The sequence below is a fragment of the Paenibacillus sp. fava2 genome (genome assembly GCF_058313675.1).
This window is the reverse complement of sequence record NZ_CM177755.1, coordinates 6,156,497-6,169,036: the sequence shown is the minus strand read 5'-3', so window position 1 is coordinate 6,169,036 and position 12,540 is coordinate 6,156,497. Positions and strand designations below refer to the sequence as shown.

Here is a 12,540-nt window from a genome sequence, read left to right as displayed (position 1 = left end):
TTTTCCCTGCGAACAGTGTATGAATTGAAAAGTAACAGCAATTAACAGCGGCCGGAAGTCCAAAAATTCTTTGGATTTTCGGCCAGAGCTTTAATAGTGAACTTAATATTACAAATCGTGTATCAGTTTTGCGAATTAAGGGAGGGGGAGATTGAAGTTGTATAATATTGAGGGATTTGGAGCACGTCGGGACAGCGGCGTGGATGCGACTGAGGCTATTGCTGCTGCAGTTGCAGCTGCCAGCCGGGATGGAGGCGGAACGGTTTATGTTCCCGCCGGCACCTTTCTTACCGGGGCGGTGCGGCTTGGCAGCAACATTGAGCTGCACCTGAGTCCCGGATCGGTGCTGAGCTTCAGCACCGATCCGGCAGACTACCCGGCGGTGGAAGCCCGCTGGGAAGGCGTGGGACGCCAGGTGCATTCCCCCTGCATCTATGCGGAGGATGCAGTGAATGTGTCCATTACCGGAAGCGGGACATTGCAGGGGAATGGGGCTCCCTGGTGGAGGAAGCACCGGGAGCAGCCGGAGGAGCTGGAGTATCCGCGCCCGACACTGATTGGCCTGAACCGCTGCAGCCGGGTTACGGTAAAGGATGTGACCCTGCTCAATTCACCGAGCTGGACGGTTAATCCGATTGTCTGCAGCAATGTGACAATCGACAATGTCTACATTCTGAATCCGGCCGATTCGCCGAACACGGATGGGATTAACCCGGAATCCTGCTCCGGGGTGCGGATCAGCAACTGCCATATTGATGTTGGCGATGATTGTATCGCCATTAAGGCAGGAACCGAGGATACAGCGGAGCGCATCCCCTGTGAAAATATTTCCATCACGAACTGCACCATGATGCACGGACATGGGGCGGTCGTGCTGGGCAGTGAGATGAGCGGAGATATCCGCAATGTAACGATCAGTAATTGTGTATTCAAGGAGACTGACCGCGGCATCCGCATGAAGTCACGGCGCGGGCGCGGCGGAACGATTGAGGATATCCGGGTCAGCAATATCGTGATGGAGGGTGTGATCTGCCCGTTTACGATGAACCTGTACTATTTCTGCGGGCCAAGGGGCAAAGAGAAATACGTCTGGGACAAACAGCCTTATCCGGTGACGGCTGAGACGCCATGCTTCCGGCGGATTCATTTTGCCAATATTACCGCCCGCAAGGTTCATGCCGCCGCAGGCTTCCTGTATGGGCTGGCCGAGCAGTATGTTTCGGACATTAGTTTTACCGATGTCGATATCTCCATGGCAGAGGATGCTGTGCCGGGGCAGCCGGATATGATGGCAGGGCTTGCGGATATGAACAAGCGCGGTTTTTTCCTTGGCAACGTGCGGGATGTAAGGTTTCAGCAGGTGACGGTTGCGAATCACGAGGGACCTGCTTTTTATATTGAAAATGGTGAGGACGTAGAGGTCCTGAACTGCCGCTCCCGGAACACGGCCAAGCCTGAAAAGCTGGTTGAGCAGGTTGAGGTTGTACCGGCAGAGATATAATCGGGTTAACGGATTTGACCGGAACGCTTTTAGCGGTATAAAAGAGGAAAAAGGGACTGTGACCGCCAAGGCGGTCATGGTTCTTTTTGCTGGAGAGGGATGTACCTACATGTAGAATAGGTGGAAGATAAGATGTAAGAATGGGTAAATATAAGCTATAACGGCTGGACTTCCGCATGTTTTCTGGAAATAAGGCTAATCTAATCTCAAATCCCGACATTTCAACTACGGCATTTCCTCTTATGAGGAATACTATTCCTTTGCATTATCGGATTCATTCGCATATAATTAGTACCAAGTACTAATACCAGATACTATACGGGATTGATTATTGGCAAATGCGTTGCACAAAATGAAATATGAGGTGATTAGAAAATGAAGGGTGCCAAAATTACAGCCATCGGTTCTTATGTCCCGGCCCGCAAACTGACTAACGGTGATCTGGAGCAATTGGTGGAAACAAATGATGAGTGGATTGTCCAGCGGACGGGGATCCGTGAGCGCAGAATTAGCCGTGAGGATGAGTACACCAGTGATCTTTGTGTGGCAGCTGTACGGAATTTGCTGACCCGTTACGGAAAATCTGCAGCGGATATTGATATGGTGCTTGTGGCTACCAGCACGGCGGATTTTTCTTTTCCCTCAGTAGCTTCGATAATCCAGCACAAGCTGGGTATTCCGCTGACGGCCGGCGCGGTGGATCTGAGCGCAGCCTGCGCGGGGTTTGTATATGCGCTTCATACTGCCCACGCCTATGTAGCGTCGGGCCTGCACCGTAAAGTGCTGGTTGTCGGAGCGGATGCACTCTCCAAAATTACTGATTACACGGACCGCAGCACATGCATTCTGTTCGGTGACGGAGCTGGTGCGGTGCTTGTAGAAGCAGATGAACAGCAGGACCGCTTCCTGGGTTACCATCTGGGAAGTGACGGCGGAGGAGCGCATCATGTCTACCGTACCGGATTGTCACATACGGTTAACGGTGTGGAGCTTGGAGATTCAGGCAAGCTGGTGCAAAACGGGCGGGAAGTATTCAAATGGGCCGTCCGGACGGTACCGCAGGGCGTGCAGCGGGTACTGGACAATGCCGGTGCAACGCTTGAGCAGGTGGACTGGTTCATTCCGCACAGTGCCAATCTGCGGATGATTGAGCCGGTCTGTGAGCGGCTGAACTACCCGCTGTCCCAGGCTCTGTACAGCCTGGAGTATTTCGGCAATACCTCTGCCGCCAGCATTCCGCTGGCGCTCGACCTCGGTATCCGTGAGGGAAAGGTACACAGCGGACAGCGGGTTCTGCTCTACGGCTTCGGCGCGGGGCTGGCACATGCCGGTGTGCTGACCGAGCTTCAGCTGGACGAACAGGTGGCTCCGCCTGATGTTTTATAAGCTAAACAGATTGTTACTCACGTAATGTAAGGCTGGCTGACCTCTTGCATGGGCGGCTGGCCTTTTAAGCTTACTCTCCGGTTTTTAGAATCAGGGGGAGGCGCGCACTGCGGGCTCTAAGCACCAAGCATCAAGCACCAAGCACCAAGCACCAAGCACCAAGCACCGAGGACCGAGCACCGAGCACCGAGCACCGAGCACCAAGCACCAAGCGCCGAGCACCGAGCACCGAGCACCGAGCACCGAGCACCGAGCACCGAGCACCGAGCACCGAGCACCGAGCACGGAGCACCAAACTCCAAGCACCTTTCCCTCTGCTCCAGCCATTATGCCTATGTAGCTTCCTCCCTCTTTTTCAGTGGCATAACCGAAAAATCGTACCCGAAACCAGAAAATCCACGCCTTGTATGCCTCCATAAAATGAGAGATTATATTATCGAAAACGTTTTCGGTTTCACGGGTGATCCTGTTGTAGAACGTAACCATTTTCGGTATTTGTGCTGGCTCAAAACTCGAAAGGGTTCGGAGTTTGCCGGCTGCGGCAGGAATAAGGGGGGAGTCAAGGCCTGCGCAAATGATCTGAGTGATGATCTGAGAGATGTAAAAGTAAAAGTAAAAGTAAAAGTAAAAGTAAAAGGTGAGAGCTTAAACTCAGACTCTAACGGGGACTGGGAGTAGAGGTTAGTGGGGATTTCTGAGTATCGTCTTTGAGCCAGGTGTGTAAGGATTAGTTGGATTTTCGCCACCTAAATTTGCCGCTTTTCGCCTTTTGAGATTATTAGTTGGAAAAAGCACACCTATTTCGGCTCATTCTGCCTGTAAGCGGTGAATTTGGAACATTTAAGTGGAGTTTTTCCACTAGACATGCGGCAAACCTAACATAAATTTTTTTGAAATAGTTAGCTAATTATGGATAAAAAAGATGAGTTTACTCTGGTGAAAAATGAAAAAAGCCCTAATGTAGAGAGAGTAGGCAGGTTACCCACATCTCTCCACAAAAGGAGCTAATCCATGGGTAACATATCGCAAAATTCAGTTTTACGCAAGTACTTACAGCATTTAATGTTACATTCTTTTCGTTGTCCATTCGCAGATCATTATTCGAAAAAACTTACCGTTGGGTCCGCGATTACCCTTTTTGTAGAAGCTCAGTTGCAGCAGAGGCGGACTCTTTCCGACATTGTGCTCCATTTGGAAACGAATGCAGAACTTCAGGACATTACCGGACTCACGACCATTCACGAATCGACCTTGAACCGCAAGCTCGGCACCATCCCTCTTGCTTATCTCGAGTGGTTGTTTACCGATCTTGTTCAGGAATTAAAATTGCGAAAAGCGGAAGCCAAGGGCATCAAGCATCTTGGAAAGTTAGCACCCGTCGATTCAACGAGCCTTTCGCTACCCAAAATACTCGGCGATTGGGCGTTTTATCAAAATAAGACCAAGGGTGTCAAAATCCATACGCGGCTGCTTTCGCTGGAAGCAGGGTGTCATTTTCCGGATGAGATTATCCTTTCCACTATCGGTGTGTCGGATCAACAAGCGGTCAAATATCTGGTTGTGCCTGGAGAATTCACCTACATTTTCGACCGTGGCTATGTGCATTACGGAAACTTCAGAGAATGGTCGGAAGGGACGGTGCTTTTTGTAGCCCGGATCCGTGCAAAAACAAAGTACACCGTGCTGACCGAACATCCCATTTCGGGCAGCAGCAATATTACTCGGGACGCTGACGTTGAGATTCTGGATAAAAAATCGGGCCAAACGTTTTGCGTTCGCCTTGTACAATTCCAAGATAAGCATGGAAAAATCTACGAGGTCATCACAAATCGTCAGGATCTTTCAGCCGAAGACGTTGGTGAAATTTATCGCTGTCGCTGGCAAATTGAGCTGTTTTTTAAATGGATCAAGCAGCATCTGGCCACCGTAACGTTCCACAATCACCACCCCCACGCAGTGTGGGTCCAATGTTACATCGGAATCATTACGGCGCTACTTTGTCAGCTCATCCATTTAGAAGTGCGGTCCACCCTAAGTGTATGGAGCATGCTGCGAAAGATGAGGTATTACGCCATGAAAGACTGGGATGTATTTATTGAAGCGCTGAATCGTGAACCGACTCGTCGTTCTAAAGGTCGGCAAAAGATCCCTAAGCCCGCAGAAACTCCAGAACAAACGAAAGAGAAACGAGCGACGGTAAAGATAATTCTCAGATAACAAACATAATATACCATTTATTGGTAACTAACCTACGTTTTAAGACGCCACTGTTCTTTTTTCATTGAGTCTATAAAACTAACTGTAAAATTATTACTTTCGGTTTAATTTAGCTCTCATGTAAGTTTGTATGCATGTCTAGTGGAGTTTTTCCAACTAAATTGCTGTTTCAAGCTCCTTCATTAGAATTAAGTGTACAATTTCCACTTAGTTCGATCAGTACATGCGGAGAAGAAGCTATAAGTTCAAATCCCCCCGCTAAGCGGGGAAACGCCGGTCCTGGCAGTGATGCTGCCCAGGGTCTCCGGCCAGCCCGCAACTTGCTGCTCATAGTGACCGGCCTCAGCCCGCAACCTGCTGCCCGAGGCCGCCGCCCGCAACCGCGCAACCTGCTGCCCGAGGCCTCAGCCCCGCAAACCGCTGCCGCAGGATTCGCGCACGATCAGCGCGGGCTCGACAACGAACGAGCCGCCCTCGGACTGGTTGTTGATCAGGTCGAACAGCATGTGGGCAGCGAGCACGCCCAGGCGCTCCTTGTTCTGACGGATCGTGGTGAGCGTAGGAGTGGTGTATTTGCAGGCCTCGATATCATCGCAGCCTACGACGGCAATATCCTCGGGGACACGCAGCCCATGCTCCTTCAGGGCGCGGATGGCTCCGAGGGCAAGCAAATCCGAAGCGGCGAACACCGCCTTTGGCAGGCTGCCCTGCTCAATCAGCTGCTGCATGGCCGCATAGCCGCTAGGCTCGAAGAAGTCATCGCCATGAATGAACCAGTCCATATTCAGGGATAAGCCAAAGCTTTCAATCGCCTTGATGTACCCGGCTTCCCGCTGGTTGGAGATGTCAGAATCGCCGGTACTGCCGATGAAGCCCAGCTCTCTGTGCCCAAGCAGATACAGATGCTCAACCACCTTGGAGGCGATCTGATAATTGTCGGACATCACGTACCCCGACTTCTTGCCTTTAAGCTCCAGATCTACGCCGATGCAGGGGATGCTGCTCATGTCCAGGTCGCGGATGGCCGGCTCCATTTTCTCCCCGGAGATGATGACACAGCCGTCCACATGAAAATGCACGCAACGGGAGAAGTAATCGCCGCCGCTGACAAACTTTTCGTTGGAAAAGAAAATCAGATCGTAGCCCAGCACACCCATCTGCTTCTTGAAGGAGTTCAGCACCTCCACGAAAAACGGATGCGTAATTTCCACGTTAAGCTCACCGGCAAAAATAACACCGATCAGATTGGATTTCTTGGTAGCCAGTGTTTTGGCGGAATTCGAGGGCGAGTATCCGGTTTGTTCGATGATTTCCAGGACTCTTTGTTTCGTTTTTTCGGAAACATCATTGTAATTATTCATTATTTTCGAAACAGTGGATACAGAAACTCCAGCCATTTCGGCAATCTTTTTGATATTCACCTGCATGCTTATCGATCCTCCGCTTGATATGGCCCAGACCAGGAAAATGGCCAAGCTGACGTCATTCATTGAATTACAAGCCTTGTCCGGTACTCCAAATAGTTACAGTTAAGTCTATTCAACTTCCCCCGGCAAGTCAACGCTTTATGCAGGCCCTTTTTAGGATTGAATCGAAACCGATTTCGAATATTCGTGATCAGCAATTCCGATACCCAAGGAGGACAACAGAGGATGAAAAAGAATGTTTCGGCAGCGCTCGCTGCCGTAGTACTTGCGACAGGCCTGCTGGCGCCAATGGGAGGCGGAGCCCTGTCAGCAGCAGCAGCATCCGCCCCGCCGGAAGACAATATACAGCAGTCTGTCTCAGCCGGTAATTTGAAAGCGTTTACCGATTTGAAAGCGGATCACTGGGCAGCCCGGTCGCTGCAGCGCTGGAGTGAGGCCGGTGTTATGAGCGGATACGGAGATGGAACGATCCGGCCGAATAAGCAGATTACAAAGGCGGAATTCGCAGTAATGATTAACCGCCTGTTTAATTACAAGACGGAGGCAGCCGCGCTTCCTTCCGATGCGGCCGGTAATCTCTGGTTCACCAGTGATATTGCCAAGGCCGTTGCCGCCGGATATTTGAGTGCTGATGCGGACAACCGGATTCATCCGTCCGCGAATTTGTCCCGCGGCGAGGCGGCTGTGGCGCTGCAGAAGCTTTTTAAGCTGGAGGCAGGCAAGCAGCCGGCAGCGTATACAGATCTGCCGGCGGCCGGCAGCGAATTGACCGAAGCGGTTGTGGCGCTTACTGCTGCAGGCTATCTGAAGGGCTATCCGGGGGGATTGTTCAAGCCGGAAGGGGCCATCACCCGCGCCGAGCTGGCCCGGGTTGCTGACGTGATGATAGCAGGACTGGTAACCTCTCAGGGAGAGGTAAATCTGGGAACTGTACAAGGGAACGTACTATTAAGCAGTGCAGATATTCTTTTGCAGAATACAGTTATCGAAGGAAATCTTTATCTCTCTGAAGGTATCGGTGAGGGGAATGCTTCACTGGACGGGATCGAGGTGAAGGGAACCACTTACATCCGCGGAGGCGGAGCTCATACCGTAAGCCTGCAGAACAGTAAGCTGGGTAAGGTGGACGTGACCAAGCCGGGAGGCAATATCCGGCTGTATGCCAGCGGCAGTACGGCAGTTGGGGCTGTACAGCTGGGTTCCGGGGCAACGCTTATGGAAGGCAATCTGACCGGGGCAGGCTTCACGGATATTGAGCTCCGCTCCGGAGCCAAGACAGTAGCCCTGAAGGGAGAATTCAATGCTGTCAGCACGGCGGATGACAAGACAGGCGGCCTGGTGCTTAGCCTTTCCGGCAAGCTGGCTAAGCTTAACTTAAGTACTCCAAGCCGGGTTACACTGGCAGACAATGCCCGGGTGGCAGAGCTGCTGCTCTCGGCTAATGCCTCGGGAACAGCGATTCAGGGAAGCGGCAGCTTCGGCAAGGTAACGAATAATGCCGATGGGGTTACCAGCGGCGGCATTGCCGTTGCCAAAGGCAGCAGCAGCGAGCTGAAGGCTGCGGCGGCTACACCGGAGCCGGTAAGCAGCGGCTCCTCCGGTTCCGGTGCCACACCGGCACCGACGGCTACGCCGGCGGCCACACCAACAGCCACACCAACAGCCACACCGGCAACTACGCCGACAGCCACTCCTACACCAGCTGCAGACCTGTGGACGATGGTGTGGAGTGATGAATTCAATGACGGCACCATTGATCCGGAGAAGTGGACCTATGATCTGGGCGACGGCACAGCAGTCGGCAATCCCGGCTGGGGCAATAATGAGCTGGAATGGTATACGGATGATGAGAAGAATGTAAAAGAAACAGACGGCAACCTGGTCATTACCGCACACAAGGAGTCTGTAGGCGGCAAGGATTATACCTCCTCGCGGATCAAGACCAAGGGGCTGTTCAGCAAGAAATACGGTAAATTCGAGATCCGGGCGAAGGCGCCGACCGGCAAGGGCTTATGGCCGGCGATCTGGATGCTGCCGGAGAATTACGAGTACGGCAACTGGGCTGCCTCTGGTGAGCTTGATATTATGGAGGGCTGGGGCAGCCGTCCGAATACCGTTGCCGGTACCATTCATTACGGCGGCTTCTGGCCGGATAATGTGTATTCGGGCAAAGAATATGTATTCCCGGATAACGGGACCATCGCCGATTATCATACCTACTCCATTGAATGGGAGCCGGGAGAAATCCGCTGGTATGTGGACGGCGTACTGTTCCAGACCAAAAATGACTGGTACAGCATCAGTGTCGGCCAGCCGGCGAACAATGCCTATCCGGCACCGTTCAACCAGGAGTTCCATCTCCTGATGAATCTGGCCGTAGGCGGCAACTTTGACGGTAATCCGACTCCGGAGACGAAATTCCCGCAGTCGATGTCTGTCGATTATGTCCGTGTGTATGAGCTGACCGGCCGGGAGTACCGTGAGCCGGTGCCGGTAACGATTGCGAAGGAGCCGTATCCGGAAGGCTCGCTTGCTCCGACAGAAGACGGCAACTTCATTCATAACAACGGCTTCACCGAGCAGAAGGAAGGGGATGCCGGCATGGGCATTCCGAACACGGCGCACTGGGTGCTGTACAAGGAAGCCGGGGCTGCCGCAGATGTATCCCTCGAACCTGTCGGCGGTCAAAATTTCCTGAGGGTGGATATCAGCAGCGCCGGCGGGAATTCCTATTCAATCCAGCCGCAGGCTATTGTATCGCTGGCTAAAGGAAGATACTACAAGCTCAGCTTCGATGCCAAAACCGATACGGAGCGGAGCATTAATGTAAGGCTGACGGGCGGAGAGTCACGCGGCTATCAGGCGTACTCGCCGGGGCTCAAGGCGGAGCTGACCGGGACGATGACCTACTACGAAACGATGTTCCAGATGAAGGAGAATTCCGATATCGCGGCGCGGGTTGAATTCAACCTGGGCACGAATACCTCTCCGGTGTGGCTGGGCAATGCCCGTCTTACGGAGATCGACAGCATCCCGTTCGATCATGACAGTGCCAAAACACCGCTGGGCAGCGGCAACCATCTGTACAACGGCACCTTTGACCTTGGCGGCGTCGACCGCATGGGCTTCTGGCACACCGCCGCATCCGGCGGGGCGGAAGCCAGCAGCACCGTGGGCGGCGATGGACAGCTGCAGCTGCAGATTGCAGGCAGCGATGCAGCTGGAGCCGATGTGCAGCTGCTGCAGAAAGGGATATTCCTGGTGAACGGCCAGGATTATAAACTGACCTTTGACGCGAAAGTCTCTGCCGCACGGACAGCCGTAATTGAGCTGCTGGGCAAAGACGGCACGCTGTACGCATCCAAGGAAGTGCAGCTGGCAGCAGGGGCACAGAGCATCACTGCCGAGTTCAAAGGGCTGGCCGGAGCTACCGACCATGAAGGCCAGTTTGTTCTCCGGCTCGGCGGCGCATCAGGCACCGTACAGCTCGATAATTTCGTGCTGCTGCGGACCAGCACGTATTACGATCCGTCGCTTGTGTATTACCCGCTGGTGAACGGGGATTTCGGCTTCGGCTTCAGCAGCTGGGAACGTCTGCTGACCGAGCAGGGCGGACAGAGCACGGCTGCGGTTACAGACGGGGCAGCCAAATTCAGCATTACCAATACCGGCAGCCAGAACTACTCCGTGATGCTGTTCCAGAACGGGCTAAAGGCATCAGCCGGTGCGGAATACGTCATTGAGTTCGATGCCAAGTCCACTGTTGCCCGCAAGATCGGCGTTAACGTAGAGAATGCGTCATATTCAGCTTCCTTCACGAAGCTCGTTGAGGTGACGCCGGAAGGCGCCCATTACAGATACGAGTTCCGTCAGGGTATAAAGGATACGCTGTCGCTGAAATTCCTGCTCGGGAAGGTGGACGGTGTAAGCATTCCGGGTGCACATGATGTCATTATTGATAATGTGAAATTTGAGATCAAAGGGGCTCCGGCCAAGCCGCAGGAGCTGCTGGCGGACAGCAGCAACAACCGTGCCGGACAGCCAATCCAGCTCCAGTATAACGACAATGCAGCCTGGCGCAGCAAGATTCAGGCGGTTAAAGTAAACGGAACCGCATTAACCCCGGAGCTGTATAGCACTCAGCCCGGCGTCATTACGATTAACGCCGCTGCCTTCCCGGCGGAAGGCAGCTACGCCATTACGGTGGAGGCAGCAGGATATGTCCCTGCGGCGGTAACGCAGGTGATTCTGGCGGGCGGCAGCAATCTGGTGGTGAACGGCTCGTTCGCCAGCGGAACAACTGGCTGGAATACGTGGTCCGGTGAGGGCGGAGCGGCTGTGTTAAGTGCAGCGGACGGTATCGCGAATATTGAAATTAATGCAGCCGGCAGCCAGACCTGGGCTAACCAGTTATTCCAGGAAGGCATCCAGCTGCAGGCCGGCAAAACCTATGAGCTGAGCTTCAAGGCCAAATCGACAGTTCCGCGGCAGATTATCGTAGAATACAGCGGCACCTCTGCCGCCTCCCAGCAGGCCAAATTCGATGTTACAGCCACCTGGGCGACTTACAGTGCACAGTTTACCGTCGCTGACAACAGCCCGCTAAAGCTGAATTATCTGATCGGTGCCACCGCAGGCACGGATAAAACAGCCAACAGCACAGCACATATCCTGTCACTGGACGATATCTCGATTACCGAAGTGACTGGCGGCACACCGGGTGAGCCGGCAAGCGGCACTTTGGATAACGGAACCTTTGATGCCGTGAAGGGGCTGGCCGGCTGGACGCAGTATTTTGACGGAACCGGCTCTGCCCAGGCTGTAAGCGGAGAACTGGCTGTCAACCTGACAGGAACAGGCAACGCGAGTTACAGTGCACAGGTGGACTACGCAGACCTGAAGCTGGAACAGGGCAAAACCTACAAGCTGACCTTTCAGGCCCGCTCCGATATTAACCGCCTGATTGAAGTTGCGGTAGAGCATAAAGGCGGGGATTACACCAAATATCTGCCTGCCGTCAGTGTCGCCCTGACCAGTGAGATGAAGGAGTACAGCTACACCTTCACCATGAGCAGCGGAACGGACACCCTGGCACATCTGGTGTTCCTGATGGGGCTGGTTTCCGGCAACAGCCAGGAGACTAACAGTGCCATCAGCGCAGGCAATCAGATTGTGATTGATAACGTAACGTTGACCGAACAGCCCTGAAATCTAAACGCCTAAGCCAGCTGGGCACGGGCAAAAAGCAGACAGCACAAAAAGGCCGCGGCCCCTTTATTAAAAGGGAGCGCGGCCTTTTTTACATTTTGCAGCAGCTCAAACAAGCCTCTAAGTTTCCTTGGGAATCAGTTCAAAGATTTTGCCGGTTTCCAGCGCTTCAATTAGCTTCAGCAGCCAGCGGTAATATTTGATCGCTTCCATAATCTTTGCTTCATCATTGGTCAAAAGATGCAGCACTTCGTCATTCTCCGCATATTCCGCCTGCATGTCCTTAATTTCGGCAAGCGATTTCGATAAGGCAATCATATTGCCTTCGACCGCTTTTCTCCATTTGATCGAGAAATAATCGCTGAAGTTCTGGTGCCAGTCGGGGACGACCTCGAACAGGTCCTTGCGGGTTCCTTTTCCCCATACCTTGTCAATCATCTTCAAATCCAGCAGTGTGCGTACACCGGTACTCATGGACGTCTTGCTCATCCCCATGGTGCGGCTCAAATCATCCAGCGTTACAGGTCCTTCATTAAAATACATATAACCATATAAATGTCCGATAGACAGCGTAATTCCGTATAAGTCCATATTTTTGCCGATGGAATCAATCACCCGCTCGCGGGCCTTGCTGATTCTCTTTATCTGCTCGGGCTCAAGCCCCTCTAAATCGTTCATGGTGTCCCTCCTGAGGAATAGGCTGATAGACTGCAAACCTCTCAAGTGTATTGTAAACAAATCCGCTTCTATAAGTAAAGAATGTACCTGAAACGGAATATGGAGAAAAACAGAGTATTCTTT

General features: G+C 52.8%; 7 protein-coding genes. 5 read left to right on the top strand and 2 right to left on the bottom strand.

Annotated features, from left to right (window positions below; all coding sequences use genetic code 11):
• The first annotated feature begins 151 nt into the window (after positions 1–151).
• From AC4G46_RS27090 to AC4G46_RS27075, 4 genes are all read left to right on the top strand, one after another.
• Positions 152–1,501, top strand: coding sequence for a glycoside hydrolase family 28 protein (locus AC4G46_RS27090; RefSeq protein ID WP_491125431.1), 1,350 nt, complete (start codon positions 152–154; stop codon positions 1,499–1,501).
• A gap of 375 nt (positions 1,502–1,876) precedes the next feature.
• The gene (locus AC4G46_RS27085) at positions 1,877–2,887 is read left to right on the top strand and encodes a ketoacyl-ACP synthase III (RefSeq protein WP_491125430.1); all 1,011 of its coding nucleotides are present in this window, start codon (positions 1,877–1,879) and stop codon (positions 2,885–2,887) included.
• Positions 2,888–3,307: 420 nt separating this feature from the next.
• On the top strand, positions 3,308–3,565 hold the full coding sequence (locus AC4G46_RS27080; RefSeq protein ID WP_491125429.1) for a hypothetical protein: 258 nt from the start codon (positions 3,308–3,310) through the stop codon (positions 3,563–3,565).
• Between the two features lie 333 nt (positions 3,566–3,898).
• On the top strand, positions 3,899–5,104 hold the full coding sequence (locus AC4G46_RS27075; protein WP_491125428.1) for an IS4 family transposase: 1,206 nt from the start codon (positions 3,899–3,901) through the stop codon (positions 5,102–5,104).
• A gap of 404 nt (positions 5,105–5,508) precedes the next feature.
• On the opposite strand, the gene AC4G46_RS27070 is transcribed toward AC4G46_RS27075, so the two are convergent.
• Positions 5,509–6,525, bottom strand: a complete 1,017-nt coding sequence (locus AC4G46_RS27070) for a LacI family DNA-binding transcriptional regulator (protein WP_491128985.1) — start codon at positions 6,523–6,525, stop codon at positions 5,509–5,511.
• A gap of 231 nt (positions 6,526–6,756) precedes the next feature.
• Here AC4G46_RS27070 and AC4G46_RS27065 point away from each other — a divergent pair, with 231 nt between their 5' ends.
• The gene (locus tag AC4G46_RS27065; RefSeq protein WP_491125427.1) at positions 6,757–11,739 is read left to right on the top strand and encodes a carbohydrate binding domain-containing protein; all 4,983 of its coding nucleotides are present in this window, start codon (positions 6,757–6,759) and stop codon (positions 11,737–11,739) included.
• 120 nt (positions 11,740–11,859) lie between these two features.
• Here the strand turns inward: AC4G46_RS27065 and AC4G46_RS27060 are convergent, their stop codons facing one another.
• Positions 11,860–12,417, bottom strand: coding sequence for a GbsR/MarR family transcriptional regulator (locus AC4G46_RS27060; RefSeq protein WP_090718206.1), 558 nt, complete (start codon positions 12,415–12,417; stop codon positions 11,860–11,862).
• Positions 12,418–12,540 lie beyond the last annotated feature (123 nt).

Coding starts and splice junctions, on each gene's coding strand:
- AC4G46_RS27080 (WP_491125429.1), top strand. CDS start 3,308: ATGAGAGATTATATTATCGAAAACGTTTTCGGTTTCACGGGTGATCCT.
- AC4G46_RS27065 (WP_491125427.1), top strand. CDS start 6,757: ATGAAAAAGAATGTTTCGGCAGCGCTCGCTGCCGTAGTACTTGCGACA.
- AC4G46_RS27060 (WP_090718206.1), bottom strand. CDS start 12,417: ATGAACGATTTAGAGGGGCTTGAGCCCGAGCAGATAAAGAGAATCAGC.
- AC4G46_RS27085 (WP_491125430.1), top strand. CDS start 1,877: ATGAAGGGTGCCAAAATTACAGCCATCGGTTCTTATGTCCCGGCCCGC.
- AC4G46_RS27075 (WP_491125428.1), top strand. CDS start 3,899: ATGGGTAACATATCGCAAAATTCAGTTTTACGCAAGTACTTACAGCAT.